This window comes from Aquipuribacter nitratireducens, assembly GCF_037860835.1.
Lineage (GTDB): Bacteria > Actinomycetota > Actinomycetes > Actinomycetales > JBBAYJ01 > Aquipuribacter > Aquipuribacter nitratireducens.
This window is the reverse complement of the sequence record NZ_JBBEOG010000002.1, coordinates 140182-160323: the sequence shown is the minus strand read 5'-3', so window position 1 is coordinate 160323 and position 20142 is coordinate 140182. Positions and strand designations below refer to the sequence as shown.

18 protein-coding genes are annotated in these 20142 nt (G+C 74.0%); 6 read left to right on the top strand and 12 right to left on the bottom strand.

Annotated features, from left to right (window positions below; translation table 11 throughout):
- Positions 1–39: 39 nt before the first annotated feature.
- From WAB14_RS04150 to htpX, 7 genes are all read right to left on the bottom strand, one after another.
- A complete protein-coding gene (locus WAB14_RS04150) occupies positions 40–1236 on the bottom strand; it encodes a serine hydrolase domain-containing protein (RefSeq protein ID WP_340267696.1) in 1197 nt (398 codons plus the stop codon).
- A gap of 117 nt (positions 1237–1353) precedes the next feature.
- Positions 1354–2172, bottom strand: coding sequence for a helix-turn-helix transcriptional regulator (locus WAB14_RS04145; RefSeq protein WP_340267694.1), 819 nt, complete (start codon positions 2170–2172; stop codon positions 1354–1356).
- Positions 2173–2424: 252 nt separating this feature from the next.
- A complete protein-coding gene (locus WAB14_RS04140) occupies positions 2425–2874 on the bottom strand; it encodes a nuclear transport factor 2 family protein (RefSeq protein WP_340267692.1) in 450 nt (149 codons plus the stop codon).
- Between the two features lie 10 nt (positions 2875–2884).
- Positions 2885–3655 carry a trehalose-phosphatase gene (otsB, locus tag WAB14_RS04135; RefSeq protein ID WP_340267690.1) on the bottom strand — a complete coding sequence of 257 codons (771 nt, stop codon included), beginning with the start codon at positions 3653–3655 and terminating at the stop codon, positions 2885–2887.
- The gene (otsA, locus tag WAB14_RS04130) at positions 3652–5094 is read right to left on the bottom strand and encodes an alpha,alpha-trehalose-phosphate synthase (UDP-forming) (protein ID WP_340267688.1); all 1443 of its coding nucleotides are present in this window, start codon (positions 5092–5094) and stop codon (positions 3652–3654) included. The genes otsB and otsA overlap by 4 nt, the downstream gene beginning before the upstream one ends.
- 50 nt (positions 5095–5144) lie before the next feature.
- The gene (locus tag WAB14_RS04125) at positions 5145–5717 is read right to left on the bottom strand and encodes a thermonuclease family protein (protein WP_340267686.1); all 573 of its coding nucleotides are present in this window, start codon (positions 5715–5717) and stop codon (positions 5145–5147) included.
- Positions 5718–5741: 24 nt separating this feature from the next.
- Positions 5742–6641: a zinc metalloprotease HtpX gene (gene htpX, locus WAB14_RS04120; RefSeq protein ID WP_340267684.1), complete on the bottom strand. Its 900-nt coding sequence runs from the start codon at positions 6639–6641 to the stop codon at positions 5742–5744.
- 207 nt (positions 6642–6848) lie between these two features.
- Here htpX and WAB14_RS04115 point away from each other — a divergent pair, with 207 nt between their 5' ends.
- Both WAB14_RS04115 and WAB14_RS04110 read left to right on the top strand, forming a co-directional pair.
- The gene (locus WAB14_RS04115) at positions 6849–8810 is read left to right on the top strand and encodes a 2-oxoacid:acceptor oxidoreductase subunit alpha (RefSeq protein WP_340267683.1); all 1962 of its coding nucleotides are present in this window, start codon (positions 6849–6851) and stop codon (positions 8808–8810) included.
- Positions 8807–9910 carry a 2-oxoacid:ferredoxin oxidoreductase subunit beta gene (locus tag WAB14_RS04110; RefSeq protein ID WP_340267682.1) on the top strand — a complete coding sequence of 368 codons (1104 nt, stop codon included), beginning with the start codon at positions 8807–8809 and terminating at the stop codon, positions 9908–9910. The genes WAB14_RS04115 and WAB14_RS04110 overlap by 4 nt, the downstream gene beginning before the upstream one ends.
- A 106-nt stretch (positions 9911–10016) precedes the next feature.
- On the opposite strand, the gene WAB14_RS04105 is transcribed toward WAB14_RS04110, so the two are convergent.
- Positions 10017–10346, bottom strand: a complete 330-nt coding sequence (locus WAB14_RS04105) for a hypothetical protein (RefSeq protein ID WP_340267681.1) — start codon at positions 10344–10346, stop codon at positions 10017–10019.
- Positions 10347–10563: 217 nt separating this feature from the next.
- Positions 10564–11895: an MFS transporter gene (locus WAB14_RS04100; RefSeq protein ID WP_340267679.1), complete on the bottom strand. Its 1332-nt coding sequence runs from the start codon at positions 11893–11895 to the stop codon at positions 10564–10566.
- A 68-nt stretch (positions 11896–11963) separates the two neighbouring features.
- Between WAB14_RS04100 and WAB14_RS04095 the strand changes: the two genes are divergently transcribed.
- The 4 genes from WAB14_RS04095 to WAB14_RS04080 all read left to right on the top strand — a co-directional run bounded on the left by WAB14_RS04095 (position 11964) and on the right by WAB14_RS04080 (position 16915).
- The gene (locus WAB14_RS04095; RefSeq protein ID WP_340267677.1) at positions 11964–12521 is read left to right on the top strand and encodes an ArsR/SmtB family transcription factor; all 558 of its coding nucleotides are present in this window, start codon (positions 11964–11966) and stop codon (positions 12519–12521) included.
- Between the two features lie 44 nt (positions 12522–12565).
- Positions 12566–13795 (top strand): phosphoglycerate dehydrogenase, encoded by a 1230-nt coding sequence (serA, locus tag WAB14_RS04090; RefSeq protein WP_340267675.1) that lies wholly within the window; start codon positions 12566–12568, stop codon positions 13793–13795.
- Positions 13796–13799: 4 nt separating this feature from the next.
- The gene (gene rarD / locus WAB14_RS04085; protein ID WP_340267674.1) at positions 13800–14738 is read left to right on the top strand and encodes an EamA family transporter RarD; all 939 of its coding nucleotides are present in this window, start codon (positions 13800–13802) and stop codon (positions 14736–14738) included.
- Positions 14739–14884: 146 nt separating this feature from the next.
- Positions 14885–16915 carry a PhoX family protein gene (locus WAB14_RS04080; protein WP_340267673.1) on the top strand — a complete coding sequence of 677 codons (2031 nt, stop codon included), beginning with the start codon at positions 14885–14887 and terminating at the stop codon, positions 16913–16915.
- A 15-nt stretch (positions 16916–16930) separates the two neighbouring features.
- On the opposite strand, the gene WAB14_RS04075 is transcribed toward WAB14_RS04080, so the two are convergent.
- From WAB14_RS04075 to WAB14_RS04065, 3 genes are read right to left on the bottom strand one after another with little or no spacing between them, the layout of a single operon-like run.
- The gene (locus tag WAB14_RS04075; RefSeq protein ID WP_340267672.1) at positions 16931–17287 is read right to left on the bottom strand and encodes a PIN domain-containing protein; all 357 of its coding nucleotides are present in this window, start codon (positions 17285–17287) and stop codon (positions 16931–16933) included.
- Positions 17288–17306: 19 nt separating this feature from the next.
- Positions 17307–19208, bottom strand: a complete 1902-nt coding sequence (locus WAB14_RS04070) for a putative bifunctional diguanylate cyclase/phosphodiesterase (protein ID WP_340267671.1) — start codon at positions 19206–19208, stop codon at positions 17307–17309.
- Positions 19209–19256: 48 nt separating this feature from the next.
- Complete coding sequence (locus tag WAB14_RS04065; protein ID WP_340267669.1) at positions 19257–20045, bottom strand: YaaA family protein; 789 nt, start codon at positions 20043–20045, stop codon at positions 19257–19259.
- Between the last annotated feature and the right edge of the window lie 97 nt (positions 20046–20142).

The following is a 20142-nucleotide window of genomic DNA, read 5'->3' as shown; positions in this document are numbered from 1 at the left end:
GACGCGACCCGCGAGGCACAGCGCCCGTCGGTGGAGGCCTCATGGCTGGACGTGCGGCGCGATGGCCAGCTCGACCATCCGGACGACACTCTCCGGACCGAACGCCTGCGCGAGGCGCAGGGGGTCTCGATCGTCGAACTCCGTCGCGACGGCGACCACGAGGTCGAGCTCGGGCACGACGACGACCGCCTGACCGCCCCGGCCGTACGCCACGGACGTCTCGTGCCCGTCGACCTCGCCGGTCCACCACATGTAGCCGTAGCCGGCGACGCCCGCGGCCGGGACCTCGACGTGCTGACGGGTGGCCTCCTCCACCCAGCTCTCCGGCAGCACCTGCTCCCCGTCCCGCCGGCCACGATCCAGGTACAGCTGGCCGAGCCGGGCGAGGTCCCGTGGGCGCAGCTTGGAGCAGCAGGACCCCTCGTGAAGCCCCTGCGGGTCCACCCCCCACGCGAAGTCGGCCTCGACGTAGTCGGCGTACACCTCGTCGAGCGAGTCGGGGTCGGCCGGGTCGACCGTCGGCTCGAATACCGGCTCGGTCGGGATGCCGAGGGGGTCGAACAGCTCCTCGCGGGCGTACTCGAGGACGGGGACGCCCGTCGCCTCCACGAGCACCGCCGACAGCAGGTGGGCCCCGGCGTTGGAGTACGCGAAGGTCCCGACGTCCCCACCCGTCTCCGCCCGGGTCGCGAGGATCGAGCCCACCCAGTCCTCCGTCCACCAGTAGTCGTCCGCCGCGGAGCCCTCCTCCCCGAAGCCCGCCGTGTGGGTGAGCACCTGGTGGAGGGTGAGCGCGGCGACCTCCTCCGTCATCTCGTCGCGCCGGTCGGGAAGGAGCTCGCCGAGGGTCGCGTCGACGCCGTCGATCAAGCCGTCGCCGATGGCGATGCCGATGAGCGTCGACATCACCGACTTGGTGACCGACCGGGTGTCCCACCACTCGTCGGCGTCGGTGAGGTGGTACCGCTCTGCGAGCGGCGCACCGTCGTGGTGGACGACGACGGCTCTCACCTTCCCCGGGGCGTCCGCCTCGGCCAGGTACTCCTCGACGTCCGCCTCGACGAGCGCCGCGAGCTGCGCCCGGTCCGACGCCTGCTGCTCGGCGCCCGCGGGCGACACGGAGCACCCGGCGAGCAGCACGGCCGCACCCGCGGCGCACACGAGGCGGCGACGTCCCCGGGCGACGACCGACGTCGTCGTCCCGCGAGACCGGAGCCGGGGTCGTGCCCGCGACATGGTGTCCTCCTTGCCGCCCGGCGCCGTAGGCCGGTGGGAGAAGGGTCCTCCTCCGCGGGCCGGAGCGGAATGGGCCGTCGTACGTACTGCCTCGGCCCTCGTGAGCGCGGTGGGCGATCAGCGTTCTCGCTGCTGCGGCAGCACCGACAGATCCCGTGCGCGCATCACGGCCAGCAGCCGGTCCCCGACACCGAGCTTGGCGTACACGTGCTCGACGTGCTTGTGGACCGTCCGGGGCGAGATGCCGAGGTGGTGCGCCATGGCGTGCTGGGTCCAGCCCTCGCTCAGCAGCTGGAGCACGCAGAGCTCCCGTGGCGTGAGCCCGACCGCCCGGGCCGCGTCGTCTGCGCCGCTGCCGTCCTCGCCGTCGACCCGACCGTGCGAGTCGGCCCACCGCCTCCGGGTCTCGATCTGACGGCGGACCCCGACGAGCAGCGGCTGTATCCGGGCCACCAGCTCGACGTCGGCGTCGGAGAAGTCGACGTCGTCGCGGCCGAGCACGACGGCGTCGTGCTCGTGCACGGACAGGGAGACGGGGACCGACAGCTGACGCAGCACCCCCAGGGGCTCGACGACGGCGGCGAACGCCTCCTGGCACCGCCGGTCCGCGATGGCGTTCGGCACCCTCGCCGCCGTCAGCGGGACGGTCGACCCGCTCGTCGCGTACCACCGCAGCAACGGGTGGGCGCCCGGCCCGTGCGCCTGCAACCACGCCTCGCCGGCGTCACGGAACGACTCCGCGCCCTCGCTGAGGTACCCCAGCCGCCTGCGGTGCCCGGACACGTAGTTCCACGCGACCATCGACGCGCCCACGGACTCCCGCAGGTGCTCGGCCACCTCTTGCACCGGGAACCGGTCGAGTGGCTGGGCGAGCAGCTCCGCGAGCAGGTCGACGCAGCGCAGCACGAGTCGCTCGGTACCCGCGTCGGACACCATGCTCGAGTGAAGGAGCCCAGGTCGGGCGCTGTCAAGGATCAGACCTGGTCGTTCTGTCGGGGCGAGTCTCGGGGCATGACCGGTCGCTCCGACCTTGAAATCCTGACACGCCACGTCGGAATTTCCAGGTGCCGCGCTCCCGACGAGGGTCCAAGAAGTGGCCCCTCCCCGAGCCGAGCGGCTCGACGGGACGCAGCGGCCTGAGCAAGCTCAGGTCGGTCCGACCCCTGGCACGCTCGGGCGACGTTCGACCTAGCGGATGTCGGCGCTCTCGCCGTAGAGGTGGAAGTGCGCGACCGCCTCGCGCCGCGCGATCTTCCACTGCCCGTGTTCCCGCACGTACTGGTCGCGGTAGGTGCCGCCGCCACGCACCCAGCGCCCGTCGACCATCTCGACGGTGACGTCGACGTCGCTCTCCCCCGTCGCGCGGTCCTCGCCGGGCTCGATGTCGATGACGACGTTGGCGGCCCAGTGGTGCATCTGGCCGAAGGCGTCCCACTGCCGCTGGGCGCCGTCGAGGATCGCGGTGTGGCCGCGGAACACCTGCTCGGGACCGACCTGCCACACGGCGTCCTCGGCCCACACGGCCATGAAGCGGTCCGCGTCGCGCTTGTCGACTCCGTGGCAGTACTCGCGCACGAGCCGGTTGATCTGCGACTCGCTCAGCAGCAGGTCGATGGCGGCTCGGGCGTCGGCGTCCACCTCGCTGAACCTACCCCCGGTGACCGGTTCGTAGCAGGTCGAGAAGGCGCTCGAGCAGCTCGGTGACGTCCTCCGGGGACTCCACCCGCAGCCGTGCCCGGGTCTCCCCCGACCCGACCTTCACCGCGACGTCGCCGGACTCCTGGTCGAGCACGGCGAACGCGTCCTCGTCCGTCACGTCGTCGCCGACGTACACGGCGGCCGACGCGCCCACCCGGTCCCGCAGCGCCCGCAGCGCCTGGCCCTTGTCGGCCGTCACGACGGACAGCTCGACGACCTCGTGACCCGGCCGCACGCGGACGCCGTCGCGGGCGCCCGGCCCGTCGAGCACGGCCCGCTGCGCGCTCGCGGTCGCCTCGTCGTCCGCGCGTCGGGTGTGGAGGACGACGGACGTCGGCTTGTGCTCGACCGACGTCCCGTCGGCACCGGCGACGATCGCCTCGACCTCGGCGGTGATGGTCTCCAGCAACGCCGCCGCGTCGTCGGGCAGGACGACCCCGTCACCGGTCTCGGCCCCGTGCCCACCGACGAGCAGCACCCCGGCCGGCGCCTGCGAGACGTGCGTGAGGCTCGCGAGCGAGCGGCCCGACACCATCGCGACCTCGACCCCGTCGAGCGCCGCGAGCTCGGCGACGACGGACGCGGTGCCGGGCAGGGCGCGAGCGGCCTCGGGGTCGTCGACCAGCGGCGCGCACACGCCGTCGAAGTCGAGGGCGAGCAGCAGCGGCGTGCGCCCGACGAGCCCCTGCAGCGCGGCCTCGACGTCCGGGGCGACGCTCACGCCTGCCCCGCCGGCTCCTCGTCGTGCGCGTGCGCGCCGTCCTGCAGCGCACCGAGGAAGTCCCGGGCCCAGCGCTCGACGTCGTGCTCCCGGACCCGGCGGCGCAGGGCCCGCATCCGCCGGCGGCGCTCCGCCTTCGGCATCCCGAGCGCCTCGACGATGGCGCCCTTGGTGCCGTCGATGTCGTGGGGGTTCACGAGGACCGCCTGGTGGAGCTCGTCGGCGGCGCCGGCGAACTCGCTGAGCACGAGGACGCCGTCGTCGTCGTGCCGGGCCGCCACGTACTCCTTCGCCACGAGGTTCATGCCGTCGCGCAGCGCCGTCACGAGCATCGCGTCGGCGGCGAGGTACAGCGCCGCCATCTCGTCGCGGGGGAAGGACTGGTGGAGGTAGTGCACCGGCTGCCAGCCGACCGTCCCGTGGTCGCCGTTGAGGCGCCCGACGATGAGCTCGACCTCGTCGCGCAGGTCCGCGTAGGCCTTCACGCGCTCCCGCGACGGGCTCGCGACCTGCACGAGGACGACCCGCTTGTCGCCGAGGGCGCCATCCTCCAGCAGCTCCTTGAACGTCGAGAGACGGTGGCGGATGCCCTTCGTGTAGTCGAGCCGGTCGACGCCGAGCAGGATGGCGTCGGGGTCGCCGAGCTCCGTGCGCACCTGCGCCGCGCGCTCGATGACGGCCGGGTCGCTCGCGAGCGCCTCGAAGCCGCGCGCGTCGATGGAGATCGGGAACGGGGCGGCGTGGACCGTCCGCCGGCCCTCGCCGTGACCGACGTGGACGTGCGAGCCGCGGGTCGTCGCACCGGCCGCGCGGCGGCAGGCCCGGAGGAAGTTCGTCGCGTCGGAGCGGCGCTGGAAGCCGACGAGGTCGGCGCCGAGCACCCCCTCGACCACGCGCTTGCGCCACGGGAGCTGGCTGAAGATCTCGTAGCCCGGGAACGGGATGTGGTTGAAGAAGCCGATCCGCAGGTCCGGGCGCTGCTCGCGCAGCATCATGGGCACCAGCAGGAGCTGGTAGTCCTGCACCCACACGGTCGCGCCCTCCGCGGCCTGCGCAGCGGCGGCCTCGGCGAAGCGGCGGTTGACCTTGGCGTAGGCGTCCCACCAGTGCCGGTGGTACTCCGGTGCGGCGATGACGTCGTGGAACAGCGGCCACAGCGTGCCGTTCGCCATGCCCTCGTAGTAGTCCTCGATCTCCTGCGCGCTCAGCTCGACGGGCACCAGGTGCATGCCGTCGGAGTCGAAGGCGTCACCGGCCTCGTCCGGTGCCCCGGCCCAGCCGACCCACGCCCCGTGCTGGCTGCGCATGACGGGTGCGAGCGCGGTGACGAGTCCCCCGGGCGACGTCTCGTACAGCGGCTCGCCGTCGTCGGTGGTCCCGACCTTGTCGACGGGCAGACGGTTGGCGACCACGACGAAGTCGTACAGCTGTGACGGCACGTCACTCTCCTACCCCAGGCCGCGCGGCGGCACACCTCGGGGCGGCTGCCTCAGCAGCTCCCCCACACGCCGAGCCGCGCGGTCCGCGCGCGGTCCTCCGCATCGAGCACCGCCTCGATGTGCTCGTCGTTCGGCGGGAACACGACGGCGTACGCGAGCCCGTTCGCGACGAGCAGCTCGTTGACGAAGCGCCCGTCCTCGGTCCACGCGTACGCGAGCGTCCGGTCGAAGTCGTCGAGCAGCTCCTCGTCCGGCGCGAGCAGCAGCCGCGACCCCGGCGGCATCAGCTCCTCGGCGTAGGCGGAGGCCTCGGGACCGAGGCACTCCTCCTCGGCGTTCGGCCCGTCGACCTCCGGGGTGTCGACGAGGAGCAGCCGGACACGCGTCTCGCCGCCGTCCGGCAGCACCGGTCCGGGATCCCCGTCGACGACGACGGTGTCGCCGTCGACGACGCGGACCACCTCGACCGGCTGCGCATCGTCGGGCGGCGCGACCCCGGCGAGATCGGTCGTCGCGACCGCCTCGGCGGAGGCGAACGCGTCCGCCGGGTCGTACGCGCAGCCGGCGACGAGCACCGGCGCGCCCGCCGCGAGCAGCGCCGCGGCGAGCGGGCCGCACCTCACCGCGCGGACCTCACGGGGCGCACCTCACCGGGTCGGGCCGCCGTAGGCGAGCGCCTCCAGGCGCGCGATCCGCTGCTCCATCGGCGGGTGGGTGGCGAACAGCGCCTTGACCCCGCCGCCCCGGAACGGGTTGGCGATGAACAGGTGCGAGGCGTTGACGAGCTGGCGCTCCGGCGGGAGCGGGGCCCGGGAGGCCGCCGCCTCGATCTTCGCCAGCGCCGAGGCGAGAGCCAGCGGGTCCCCGGTCAGGGCGGCGCCGTCCTCGTCGGCGTCGTACTCGCGCGTGCGGGAGATCGCGAGCTGTATGAGGCTCGCCGCGATCGGCGCGAGGATCGCCGAGGCGAGCACCCCGATGATCGCCAGGGGGTTGCCGTTGTTGTCGCGGCTGCCCCCGAACAGGAAGCTGAGCTGGAGGAACTGCGCGATCGACGTGATGATCCCCGCCACCGCCGCGGCGACCGACGAGGTGAGGATGTCGCGGTTGTACACGTGCATGAGCTCGTGCCCGAGCACGCCCCGCAGCTCCCGCTCATCGAGCAGCTGGAGGATGCCGACGGTGCAGCACACCGCCGCGTTCTCCGGGTTACGACCGGTGGCGAACGCGTTCGGCGCCATGGTCGGCGAGACGTACAGGCGCGGCATCGGCTGCTGCGCGACGGCGGACAGCTCGCGGACGATCCGGTACATCTGCGGCTGCTCGGCCTCGGAGACGGGTTGGGCGCGCATCGCGCGGATCGCGAGCTTGTCGCTGTTCCAGTAGCTGTACGCGGTCATCGCGACGCCGATGAGCGCGAACAGGAACATGATCGACGCGTTGCCGACCCACGCCGCCACCGCGGCCCCGACCAGGAGCAGCAGCCCCCAGATGGCGCCGAACAGCAGGGCGGTCTTGAACCCGTTGTGGTGGTTGTGGCGCTGCAGCACCGTTCCTCGCTCTCGTGCTCCACGGACCCGTGGGGTCCACTCTTCCCCAGGAACGACGGAGGCCGCGCGACGCGTTCCCTCGCAACGCAAGGTTTGCGACTTGACTCGGCCCAGAGAAAGCTCCACGGCTTGTCGGACGCCGGGGCGGCGGCAGTGAGGTTCGGCTCCTACCATTGAGTCAGACCGACGAGAGGTATTTCCCCCCACATGTCCTCAGCCGCCACCCCGCTCGACCATGTCGTCATCCGCTTCGCGGGGGACTCCGGCGACGGCATGCAGCTGACCGGCGACCGCTTCACCGCCGAGACGGCCGCGCTCGGCAACGACCTCGCGACCCTGCCGAACTTCCCGGCCGAGATCCGCGCCCCCGCCGGCACGCTGCCCGGTGTCTCGAGCTTCCAGGTGCAGTTCGCCGACCACGACGTCCTCACCCCCGGCGACGCCCCCGACGTGCTCGTCGCGATGAACCCCGCCGCGCTCAAGGCGAACCTGCCGGACGTGCCGCACGGGGCCACGCTCGTCGTCGACTCCGACGCCTTCACCACACGGGCGCTGCAGAAGGTCGGCTTCGCGTCCGACCCGCTCGAGGACGGCTCCCTCGCGGCCTACCAGGTGCACGCGGTCCCGCTCACGTCGATGACCGTCGAGGCGCTCACCGAGCTCGGCCTCGGCCGCAAGGACGCCGAGCGCTCGACGAACATGTTCGCCCTCGGGCTGCTGTCGTGGCTGTACTCGCGCCCGACGGACGGCACGCGCCGCTTCCTCGAGACGAAGTTCGGGCACCGCCCGCAGATCCTCGAGGCGAACCTCCGCGCCCTCGAGGCCGGCTGGTCGTTCGGGGAGACGACGGAGACGTTCGCCGTCCGCTACGAGGTGGCGCCCGCGCCGGCCGCGTCCGGCACGTACCGCAACGTCACCGGCAACGTCGCGCTCGCCTACGGCCTGGTGTCGGCCGCGCACACGAGCGGCCTGCCGCTCGTGCTCGGCTCGTACCCCATCACGCCGGCCTCCGACATCCTCCACACCCTGTCCGGTCTCAAGCGCTTCGGCGTGACGACGCTCCAGGCGGAGGACGAGATCGCCGGCATCGGCGCGGCGCTCGGCGCGGCCTACGGCGGGGCGCTCGGCGTCACGACGACGTCCGGGCCGGGCCTGTCCCTCAAGGCGGAGATGCTCGGCCTCGCGGTCGCGCTCGAGCTGCCGCTCGTGCTCGTCGACGTCCAGCGCGGCGGACCGAGCACCGGCCTGCCGACGAAGACCGAGCAGGCGGACCTCCTGCAGGCGCTGTTCGGCCGCCACGGCGAGGCACCCCTCCCGGTCGTCGCCGCCGCGACGCCGGCCGACTGCTTCGAGGCGGCCCGCGAGGCGGCGCGGATCGCGCTCACGTACATGACGCCCGTCATCCTGCTGTCCGACGGCTACCTCGCGAACGGTTCCGAGCCGTGGCGGCTGCCCTCGGTGGCGGACCTGCCGCGGCTGCGGCCGCGCTTCGCGAGCGCGGACGACGTGCCGGAGGAGGAGCAGTTCCGGCCCTACTCCCGCAACCCCGGCACCCTCGCCCGGCCGTGGGCGGTCCCCGGCACGCCCGGGCTCGCCCACCGCATCGGCGGCCTGGAGAAGGCCGACGGCACCGGCGAGATCAGCTACGACCCCGACAACCACGACCGGATGGTGCGGCTGCGCCAGGCGAAGGTCGACGGGGTCGCCGTCCCCGACCTGGAGGTCGACGACCCGTGGGCCGACGGGTCGCACGGCAGCGAGGGCGCCGACCTCCTCGTCCTCGGCTGGGGCTCGACGTTCGGGCCGATCAGCGCCGCCGTGCGCGCGGCACGGGCGAACGGCCTGCGGGTCGCACAGGCGCACCTGCGCCACCTCAACCCGTTCCCCGCCGACACCGGCGACGTCCTGCGCGCGTACCCGCGCGTCCTCGTGCCGGAGATGAACCTCGGCCAGCTCGCGCTGCTGCTGCGGGCCCGCTACCTCGTCGACGTCCACAGCCACACCAGCGTCCGCGGCCTGCCGTTCACCTCCGGTGAGCTCGAGCAGGCCATCGGCGACGCCGTACGCCACGCGCCGCCGCAACCGACGGCCCGCCGCTTCACCAACGGCAGCGCGGCCGCCCGCGGCACCAACGGCAGCGTCCGCGTCAGCGAAGGGAGCCACGCATGAGCATCGACCTCGGCCTGCCGCAGGTCGGCCCCGGCCAGGGCCTGCGGGGCGTGCCCACCCTGTCGGAGGGCGAGAGCCTCACCCGGAAGGACTTCGTCGCGAACAACGAGGTCCGCTGGTGCCCCGGCTGCGGCGACTACGCCGTGCTCGCGGCCGTCCAGGGTTTCCTGCCCGACCTGCAGGTGAAGCGGGAGAACCTCGTCTTCGTCTCCGGGATCGGGTGCTCCTCGCGCTTCCCGTACTACCTCGACACGTACGGCGTGCACTCCATCCACGGCCGCGCCCCGACGTTCGCGACCGGCCTCGCGGTGTCGCGCCCGGACCTCAACGTGTGGGTCGTGACCGGCGACGGCGACGCCCTGTCGATCGGGGCCGGGCACCTGCTCCACACCCTGCGCCGCAACCTCAACGTCACGATCCTGCTGTTCAACAACCGCATCTACGGGCTGACGAAGGGCCAGTACTCCCCGACCTCGGAGACCGGCAAGGTGACGAAGTCGACCCCGGCGGGCTCCGTCGACGGGCCGTTCAACCCGGTCTCGCTCGCGCTCGGCGCGGAGGCGACGTTCGTCGCGCGCACGCTCGACTCGGACCGCGCGCACCTCACCGAGGTGCTGCGGGCCGCGGCGGAGCACCGCGGCAGCGCGTTCGTCGAGATCTACCAGAACTGCCCGATCTTCAACGACGGCGCTTTCGACGTCCTCAAGGACAAGGACGAGGCCGCCGCGCGGCTCGTGCGCCTCCGCGCCGGCGAGGAGGTCACCTTCGGCGGGTCGGACGGTCGCGCGCAGGTCGTCGTGCCGCGCCGCGACGGCGGCGGGGTCGAGGTGGTCTCGCGGGACGTCGCGCACGCCAGCGGCCGGACGCCCGTCGTCCACGACCCGGCCGCGGACGACCCCTCGGCCGCCTTCGCGCTGTCGCGCCTGGACGACACGGCGATGGGCCACGTCCCGCTCGGCGTGTTCCGCTCCGTGCAGCGCCCCGCGTACGACGACCTCGTCCGCGCCCAGGTCGACGCGGCCGTCTCGGCGGCGGGTGGCCCGGCGACGGACGCCGACCTGGACGCGCTGCTCGCGGGTCAGGACACCTGGACGGTCTGACCGCGCCGCGACGTCTGCGTTTCTGTCGACCTACGCGCCGTACGTCTGCGTTTCTGTGGACCTACGCGCCGTACGTCTGCAGTTCTGCCGACGTGGGCGCGGTCGGTCAGCCGTTGACGAACTCCCCGCCGCACAGCTCGACGGCCTCGGGGTTGAGGACGCCGGAGGCCGGGTAGGCGACGTAGATCTCGCCGACGCTGCCTGGGGTGCCGAGGTGCACCTTGACGTGGAGCGGGTGCTTGCGGTTGTCGGCGAAGCCGTCGGCGTTCGGCAGCTGGACGTGCTTCTCGCCGCCGTCGGGGGCGAGGAGCACGCAGTCGCCGTTCCCGAGGACCCGGAAGTGGACGTGGTCCGCCGAGGCGGGGGCGGCGCCGAGGCCGAGGACGGCTGCTGCGGCGACGCCGCCGGCCAGCGCGGTGGTCGTGAGGACACGCATGGGGGTCTCCCTCTCGTCCGGTCGGCACCGCGGGTCGGCGCCGACCGCGCCCCATGCTGCCCCGGTCCCGACATGTGTCAACAGATCGGTGCACACCGGTCAGATCGGGCAGGCCGCTCCGCTGGGCCCGTGTCCTCGGTGACCGAAACGCAGACATCCGTGCCGGACGTCGACAAGAACGCAGACATCCGTGCCGGACGTCGACAGAAACGCAGACTCAGGGGGCCGCCGCGTGGGCGTCCAGACCGCGGGGCAGGTCGCGCATCCGCAGCAGCGGGCTCAGCAGCACGGGCAGGACCGCGACGAGCTCGAGGGCCACGCCGAGCCACAGGGCGGTGAGGATCCCGGCCTGCGCCCCGACGACGCCGCCGACGAAGGCCCCGATCGGCGTCACGCCCCACACGATGAAGCGGACCGAGGCGTTCATCCTGCCGAGCAGCGGGGCAGGGCACAGCCGCTGCCGGAACGACACCTGCGCGACGTTGTAGACGACCACCCCGAAGCCGTACACCGCCATGGACACCGCGAGCAGCGCGAACGCGACGACCGTGTCCCGGCCCGCCGCCAGCGGCACGAGCGCCGCCGCCCCCGACGCGGGCACGATCACCAGCGCGATCGTGCGCCCCTCGCCGAGCAGCCGCATGACGGCGCCGGAGGCGACGGCACCGACCAGGCCGCCGATCGCCCCCACGCTGAGGACCAGTCCGAGCTGCGCCTCCGAGAGCCCGAGGTCGCGGACGACGTAGAGCACGAGCAGCGCCCCGCCGATGTTGCTCGCGAAGTTCGACAGCGCCGTCGTCGCCACGATGCGGCGCAGGAGCGGCTGGCGCAGGACGAACCCGAGCCCCTCGCCGATCTCGACGTGCAGGGGGCGGCGACCCTCCCGAGGCGGCGGCTCCTCGCGGTGCCGGATCCGCAGGGTGAAGACGACGGACCCGAGGAACGACACCGCGTCGGCGAGGAGGACGAGCGGGGCGCCGACGAGGCCGACGAGGCCGCCGCCGAGCCCCGGGCCGGCGACCTGGGCGGCGGAGTGGGACACCTGGAGCCTGGCGTTGCCCTCGCTGATCCGCGACGACGGCACGAGCGAGGGCAGGTAGCTCTGGTACGCGACGTCGAAGAACACCGTCGCGACGCCCATGACGACCGCGACCGCCAGCACGAGCGGGAAGCTGAGGACACCGAGCAGCCACGCCGCCGGCAACGACAGCAGCGCGACCCCGCGGACGACGTCGCCCCAGACGAGCACGTGACGCTTGCGCATCCGGTCGACCCACGCGCCCGCCGGCAGGCCCACGAGGAGGAACGCGAGGTTCTCCGACGTGGCAAGCAGGCCCATCTCCCACTCGCCCGCCCCGAGCACGGACACCGCGAGCAGCGGCAGCGCGATCGTGCCGACCTGCGTGCCGACCTGGCCGATGGTGTCGCCGATCCACAGCTGCCGGAAGTCCCGACCCACGGGGTGCCCGACGAGGCTCTGCCGGTACCAGCGGCGCAGGCGCCCGCCGGCAGCCTCACCGGGCGGACGGACGTCGTGCGGAGCGGTCACGGCGCTCAGGGTCGCGCGACTGATTGGGAAGAGTCAATCGGTCACTGCCCTGCGGGTACCCTGGCGCCGTGGCGAGCACCCCGGCGCACGACGAGCCGCGGGACGAGCCGCGGGACGAGCCGCACGACGCCGCCACGCGCCGCCCCCCGACGGACGCCGAGGCGCGGGCACTCGCCTCCGGCCTCCGGCTGCGGATCCTCCGCATGTGCCTCGACGTGCCGCAGACCAACGCCCGGCTCGCCGAGCGGCTCGGGATGGCACCGGCGACGGTCCTGCACCACGTCCGCACGCTCGTCGACACCGGCTTCCTCGAGGCCCTCCCGGCCGAGCGCGGCCCGCGCGGCTCCCGCCCCCGGCCCTACCGCGCCACGGGGAAGTCGTGGTGGATCGACGGCAGCGGCGGCGACAACGCGCTCGTCCAGTCCTTCGTCGACGGCGTCACCCGCTCCCCCGCGCGCGACTTCCCGATGGCCCGGCTCGGCCTCCGCCTCACCCCGGACCAGCAGGCCGAGCTCGCCGAGCGTCTCCACGCCCTCGCGGAGGAGTACCGGGTGCACGCCCGCGACCCGCGGGGCGAGCCGTGGTCGTTCTTCTACGCCCTGCACCCGGACCCGGACCGCGACTGAGACCACGGACCGGCACCCGGTCGCGGGATGGGACCATGGCGGTCGTGCCCGACACCACCGCCCGGCCCGTCGCCCTCCTCCTGGAGAACATCCACCCGTACGCGGTCGAGCTGCTGTCGACGGCCGGGTTCGAGGTGCGCACGCACCCGGGCGCGATGGACGAGGCGGAGCTGGCGGCCGCCCTGCCCGGGGTCTCGGTGCTCGGCATCCGCTCGACGACACACGTCACGCGGGAGGTGCTCGCCGGTACCGACGACCTCCTCGCCATCGGCGCGTTCTGCATCGGCACCAACCAGATCGACCTCGCCGCGGCCACCGACCGGGGTGTCGCGGTGTTCAACGCGCCGTTCTCCAACACCCGCAGCGTCGTCGAGATCGCCGTCGCCGAGATCATCTCCCTGGCCCGGCGGCTCACCGAGCGCGACGACCAGATGCACGCCGGCGTGTGGGACAAGAGCGCCGACGGCGCCCACGAGGTCCGCGGCCGCACGCTCGGCATCGTCGGCTACGGCAACATCGGCAGCCAGCTGTCGGTCGTCGCCGAGGCCCTCGGCATGCGCGTGATGTTCTACGACACCACGGAGAAGCTCGCGCTCGGCAACGCGCGGGCGTGCGCGAGCCTCGACGAGCTCCTCGCGGAGGCCGACACCGTGACGCTCCACGTCGACGGCCGCTCGGGGAACGCCGGCATGTTCGGTGCCGCCCAGTTCGCCGCGATGCGCCCGCGCAGCATCTTCCTCAACCTGTCGCGGGGCTTCGTCGTCGACTACGCCGCGCTGCGCCGGCACATCGAGTCCGGCCACATCGCCGGTGCCGCCGTCGACGTGTTCCCCGACGAGCCCAAGCGCAAGGGCGACCCGTTCCACTCCGAGCTCCGCGGCCTCCGCAACGTCATCCTCACCCCCCACATCGCGGGCTCGACCGCCGAGGCGCAGCAGGACATCGGCCGCTTCACCGCCGCGAAGCTCCGCGACTACGCCGGCGCCGGCACGACGACCCTGTCGGTCAACCTCCCGCAGGTGACGATGGACCCGCGCCCCGGCACCTGCCGCATCGCGCACCTGCACCACAACGTCCCCGGAGCCATGGCCCGGGTCAACCAGCTGCTCGCCGAGCGCGGCGTCAACATCGAGGGTCAGCTCCTCAGCACCCGTGGCGCCGTCGGCTACGCCCTCACCGACATCGGGACGGCCGGCGGCGTCGCGCCGGCCGGGGTGCTCGCGGCCCTCGCGGAGGTCCCGGAGACCATCTCCACCCGGCTGCTGGCGTCGTGACGCGGTGACGGGCCGCGCGGGGGTCGCGCTCGCGCTCGGCGCCTACGGGATGTGGGGGCTGTTCCCCCTGTACTTCCGGCTGCTGCAGTCCGCGGGCGCGGTCGAGATCGTCCTCCACCGCATCGTGTGGTCCCTGCTGACGTGTCTGGTCCTCATCGCGGCGGCGCGCGCGTGGGCGGCGCTGCGGGCGGTGACCCGGCGGCAGGTGCTCCTGCTCGCCGCCGCGGCGGCGGTGCTGAGCATCAACTGGGGCGTGTTCATCTGGGCCGTCAACACCGAGCAGGTCGTCGAGACGTCCCTCGGGTACTTCATCAACCCGCTCGTGTCGGTGCTGCTCGGCGTGCTGCTGCTCCACGAGCGGCTGCGGCGCGCGCAGTGGGTCGCGGTCGGGATCGCCGCCTCGGCCGTCGTCGTCCTCACCGTCGACTACGGCCGTCCGCCGTGGATCGCCCTCGCGCTGGCCGCGAGCTTCGGCAGCTACGGGCTGCTGAAGAACCGGGTCGGCCAGGGCAGCGGGCAGGGCGTCGGTGCGCTGCCCGGTCTCACCGTGGAGACGGCCGTGCTGTTCCTGCCGGCCCTCGCCGGGGTGCTGTGGCTCCAGGCGCAGGGCAGCGGGACACTCGTCTCCGAGGGTCCGTGGCACACGACGTTCCTCGTGCTGTCCGGCGCGCTGACGGCCGCCCCGCTGCTGCTGTTCGCCGCGGCGGCCCGGCGCGTGCCGCTGTCGACGATCGGGCTCCTGCAGTACGTCACACCCGTCATGCAGCTGCTCATCGGGACGCTCGTCTTCGGCGAGCCGATGCCGCCGCTGCGCCTCGCCGGCTTCGCCCTCGTGTGGTGCGCCCTCGTCGTCCTCACCGCGGACGGCCTGCGCACCGGGGCCAGGGCGAGGGCGCAGGCGCGCGCCGAGGCGCGGCTCGCGGAGGCGACGACCGCGACCTGAGCGGTCGCGCATCCCACCACAGCCGGGTGAACCGCGGCGTCATGCCGAGTTCGTCCGCCGTTCACCCGTCCGCCACCGTGCGGCAAGACGCCGGGGCCAGGGTCGCGCTCGTCCACTGACCCCGTTCAGCGTCCTCGGAGGACCCTGTGACCATCGCCCCGGAGTCCCGTCGGCTCCTCACCGTGCTCCCCATGACCGGCCGCACCCACGGTTCCCGCAGCGCGAGCGTCTGCCACTGGAAGTGCGCCGACGCGTGCGCCCGACCGGACGAGAACACCTCGGGCACCGAGCGCTTCGTCGACGTCGCACGCCAGGCGCTGCAGCGCCGCGCCTCCCGCCGCTCCGTCCTGGCCGGCACCGTCGCCGGGGCCGCGCTCGCCGGGCTGTCCGGCATCGCCCCCGCTGCGGCGGCTCCCCGGCCGCGAGTCGCCGTCGGCTCGACCGGCGCCTTCGGGTTCACCGCGATCGACCCCGTCGGCAACACCGTCGACGACGTCACCGTCCCCGCCGGCTGGCGCTGGCACCCGATCATCGCGTGGGGCGACCCGGTCGAGGCCGGGGCACCCGCCTGGGACCCGCAGAACCAGAGCGCCGAGGCCCAGAAGAAGCAGTTCGGCTACAACAACGACTACCTCGACGTCGTCCCGTTCCGCGGCAACGGCAACCGCGGCCTGCTCGTGGCCAACCACGAGTACACGAACGACGAGCTGATGTTCCCCGACTACGGGACCACCGACGAGGCCGCGCGGCTGCGCAACCTCGAGACCGCGATGTACGCCCACGGCATGTCCGTCGTCGAGGTGAAGCGCCGCGGCAAGGGCGCCCCGTGGGAGGCGCTGCGCCGCTCCCGGTACAACCGGCGCATCACCCTCGACACCCAGTTCGTCCTCGACGGGCCGGCCGCCGGCTCCCCGCTGCTGCGGACGAGCGAGGACCCGACCGGCACGCGCGTGTTCGGCACCCTCAACAACTGCGCGGGCTCGACGACCCCGTGGGGCACGGTGCTGTCGGGCGAGGAGAACGTCGACCAGTACTTCACCGGTCCGACCGACCCGACGGCCCGCGAGGCCCGCTACGGCCTGAACACCGCCGGCCGCGGCTGGGGCGCCGTCCAGAGTCGCTTCGACCTTCGCAACACGGCCACCCGCAACGAGCCGAACCGCTTCAACTGGGTGGTCGAGCTCGACCCCGAGAACCCGGACGAGGCGCCCGTCAAGCACACCGCGATGGGTCGCTTCAAGCACGAGGGCGCCCACGTGCAGATCGCCCCGAGCGGGCACGCGGTCGCCTACTCCGGCGACGACAACCGCTTCGACTACCTCTACAAGTTCGTCTCCCGCGACACCTTCCGGGAGGGCCCGTCGCAGGCAGCGCGTCGCCACAACAAGACGCTGCTGAGCGACGGCGACCTCTACGTCGCGAGGTTCGTCGGCGACGGCCTCGCGGACGGCGAGTACGACGGCACCGGGACGTGGCTGCCGCTCGTCGTCGACGGCCGCTCGATGGTGCCGGGCATGAGCGTGGAGGAGGTCCTCGTCTACACGCGCGTCGCCGCCGACACCGTCGGCGCGACCGGTCTCGACCGGCCGGAGGACGTCGAGCCGAGCCCGGTGTCGGGGTTCGTCTACATCGCGTGCACGAACAACACGCGCCGCACCGGCGCGCAGACCGACGAGGCGAACCCGCGCGCGAACAACAAGGACGGCCACGTCATCGAGCTCCGTGAGGACGCCGGCGACCCGACGGGCAGGACGTTCACGTGGACCATCCTCCTGCTGTGCGGCGACCCCGAGGACGAGTCGGTCCTCACGTACTTCGGCGGCTGGGACGGTCCGGTGAGCCCCATCAGCTGCCCGGACAACCTCGCGTTCGACGACGCCGGCAACCTGTGGGTCTCGACCGACGGCCAGCCCGGCACCATCGGCTACAACGACGGGCTGTACCTCGTGCCCGTCGAGGGGCCCGAACGCGGCCGGGTCCAGCAGTTCCTCGCGGTGCCGACGGGCGCGGAGACCTGCGGCCCGCAGGTCAAGGCGCAGGACGGCTACGTCCTCGTGGCCGTCCAGCACCCGGGGGACTTCGGGGACGCGTCCTACGCGAACCCGCGCTCGACGTTCCCCTACGACGGCGTCTTCGCCGGGGCCCGCCCGGCGTGCATCCAGGTGCTGCCCGCCTGAGGACGGCGCGCCGCCTCACCCGTCGAGGAGCCCGAGCAGCCGCCCCGGGCCCTCGACGGGTGTCCCCGCAGCCAGCCGTGCCCGCAGCCCCCGGTCGGCCGTCACGACGGTCGCGCCGGGGTGCTCGGCGCTGACGGCCACGACGGCGTCGTCGCCGCTGCCGGACGCGCGGACGACCGTCACGCCGGCCGCAGCGGCCTCGTCGGGGACCTCGACGTCGCGCGCGGCCCCCTCGACGACCGCGACGACCGGTCCGAGTGCCGGCTCGGCGGCGACGAGCCTCTCGAGCAGGCGGCGGGTGGCGCCGGAGCGGTCGCGCCACCACCCGTCGGGGCGGCTGCCCACCATGTTGGCGACGTCGACGACGAGCACCCGGCCAGGGTGCCGCGCCTCAGGTCGCGACGCGCGGCGGGGGGACCGGCACCGCCACGACCGCAGCCGGGCCGGCCGCGAGGTGCGCGACGAGGGCCGCCTCGGGCAGCGGCCGGGCGAACAGCCAGCCCTGTCCCCAGCGGACGCCCATGGCCCGGAGCCGCTGCGCCTGCAGCGGGGTCTCCACGCCCTCCGCGACGACGTCCATGCCGAGGCTCCGGGCGAGGTCGACGACCGCGGCGACCAGTCCCGGTCGGGACCGGTCACCGTCGAGCTCGGCGACGAACGACCGGTCGACCTTGAGGGTGTCGAGGGGGAAGCGCTGCAGGTACGACAGGGACGACCAGCCGGTACCGAAGTCGTCGAGGGCGACCCGGGAGCCGAGGGCCCGCAGCGCGGTGAGGACGGCGTCGGCGCGGGCGGTGTCCTCGACGAGCACCGACTCCGTCACCTCGAGGTGGACGCGGTCCGCGGGAAGGCCGTGACGGGCGAGGAGCCCCGTGACCGTGTCGACGAAGCACGGCTCGAGCTGGCGGGCGGAGACGTTGACGGCGACACCGAAGTCGTCGTCGACGACGCCCGCTGCGCGCCAGCGCGCGAGGTCGGCCATGGCACGGTCGAGGACGAAGCGGCCGATGGCGACGACGAGCCCGTTGTCCTCCGCGATCGGCACGAACTCGGCCGGGGACACGGCCCCGAGGACGGGGCTGGTCCAGCGGACGAGCGCCTCGGCGTGCCGCGTGCGCCCGTCGCCCAGGTCGACGACCGGCTGGTAGACGACGTCGAGCTCGCCGCGCTCCATCGCGCCGGCGAGCTCCCGGTCGACGGACACGCGCCGCTCGACCGCGACCCGGAGGTCGGCGTCGAACATCCGGACGCTGCCACGGGCGTCCTGCTTCGCGCGGTACAGCGCGACGTCGGCGTCGCGCAGCAGGGTGCCCGCGTCGGCGCCGGGCCCGCTCGCGCTCGCGACGCCGACGGTCGCGGACAGGCGCAGCACGTCGCCTCCCGGGAGCACGACCGGCTCGCGCCAGACGTCTGCGAGCCGAGCGAGGACGGCGGTGAGGTGGGGGTCGGCAGTGCGCGGGCGGGCGCCGTAGGGGCTGCGCGCGACGAGCGCGAACTCGTCGCCGCCCATCCGCGCCACCGTCACGGTCCGTCGGAAGCGCTCGGCCAACCGCCCGGAGACGGCCACGACGACGGCGTCGCCGGCGTGGTGGCCGTACGTGTCGTTGACGTGCTTGAACCGGTCGAGGTCGACGAGCAGCACGTGCACGGAGCCACCGTCACGGTCGCGGGCCGTCAGCGCCTCCTCGAGGCGTCGGGCGAACAGCCCGCGGTTCGCCAGCCCGGACAGGCCGTCGTGCCACGCGGTGTGCTGGAGCCGGGCGAGCGCGGCCCGCACCCGTGCCGCCGCCGTGCCGACGAGGAGCCCGACGGCGGCCAGCGCCCCCACCGTCGTGAGCCACACCCGCAGCTTCGTGCCGGGGTCGACCGGCAGGCCCGCGAGCGCCACGGTGAGGCAGAGGACGGTCCACGCGCTGTGCCGCAGCGCGCCCCGGGGCGAGAAGAAGAACGCGGCGAAGGGTGTCGCCCACAGGTAGAAGAGGCGGATGTCGTTGTCCGCTCCCCCCGCCATGCCGACCGCGACGAAGGCGACGGTGATGACGACCTGGATGACGACGAGGACGCAGTGGATGGCGCGCTCCGACGCGCGGTCCGCCGCCCCGGCGGCGAGGGCCGCGCCCAGTGCGGCGGCGCACGCCGCCATGGCGAGCACGACCGGGTCGCCCGCGTCGCCGGGGTGCGGGAGGAGGCTCCACAGCACGGCCAGGGTCGCCCCGGCCACGTACAGCCACCCGAGGGCGCGCCCCATCTCGCGCTGGCTCACCCCGGAGGGCGCGCTCGCGTGGGGCGGCATGGGCAGGTCCTCTCCGACGGCTCCCAGGAAGTCGGCACGGACCGGCTGTCACCTGAGGGCGACGGGCCCGGTCTCCACGTCGAGGCGCCACCCGCGTCCGCTCCGGACGAGCTCGACCGCCTCTCGTCCCCACCGCTCGGCGGCCGCGCGGGCCAGCGCGTCCGGTGTGCCCGGGACCCGGCCGTCGCGGCGCAGGAGGTGACCGACGAGCTCCCCCCGGGCGTGCTTCGCGTGGTGGGAGACGACCGCCCCGCTGGACAGCACGCGGACGGTGACGTGGCGGTCCTCCGCCCCACGGGCGGGCCGCCACGCGACCGCGTACTCCGCGGAACGGCAGTCGACGACGAGACCGTCGGCGGCGGGCGCGAGCTCGCGCTGCAGGTGCGGGCGCCAGAAGGCCGCGAGCGGGCCCGCGCCCGGCAGGTCGGTGCCCATCGACAGCCGGTAGGCGGGCACCCGGTCGCCCGGGGCGAGCGCACCCCACAACCCCGACAGGACGACGACGTGCCGGCGGGCGCGCCGCCGGGCCGTGGGACTCATCGGGTCCCGGAGTCCGGCGAGGTCGGCGGCGGCGAAGAGGACCCCGGTGTAGACCCGGGTGACGTCGGCGGCCGGCTCGGTGCGCACGCGCGTGTTGCGCTCGACCTCCGCGGCGAGGGAGGCGCCGACCCCGAGGACGTCGCGGGCGTCGGCCCGGGCGCTGACCGCGGCGAGCGCGTCGAGGACGTGGTCGCGGGCGCCGGTGAGCCCCGGCCGGCTGAGGGAGGCGAGGTCGACCGGTCGCGAGCGCCGGGGTGCGGGCGACTTGCCCTGCGAGGGCGGGAGGAGCAGGAGCACGGTCCCGGAGACTATGTCGCGCGCGGGCGGGCGGCGCCGCTCCGCCGGTTTCACGACGGCTTCGAGCGATGTCTAGCCTCCGTTCACCCCGTCGGCC

Bases quoted from the DNA above. Each gene is read 5' to 3' on its own strand.
- WAB14_RS04150 (WP_340267696.1), bottom strand. From the start codon at position 1,236: ATGTCGCGGGCACGACCCCGGCTCCGGTCTCGCGGGACGACGACGTCG.
- WAB14_RS04145 (WP_340267694.1), bottom strand. From the start codon at position 2,172: ATGGTGTCCGACGCGGGTACCGAGCGACTCGTGCTGCGCTGCGTCGAC.
- WAB14_RS04115 (WP_340267683.1), top strand. From the start codon at position 6,849: ATGTCCTCAGCCGCCACCCCGCTCGACCATGTCGTCATCCGCTTCGCG.
- WAB14_RS04110 (WP_340267682.1), top strand. From the start codon at position 8,807: ATGAGCATCGACCTCGGCCTGCCGCAGGTCGGCCCCGGCCAGGGCCTG.
- WAB14_RS04105 (WP_340267681.1), bottom strand. From the start codon at position 10,346: ATGCGTGTCCTCACGACCACCGCGCTGGCCGGCGGCGTCGCCGCAGCA.
- WAB14_RS04070 (WP_340267671.1), bottom strand. From the start codon at position 19,208: ATGCCGCCCCACGCGAGCGCGCCCTCCGGGGTGAGCCAGCGCGAGATG.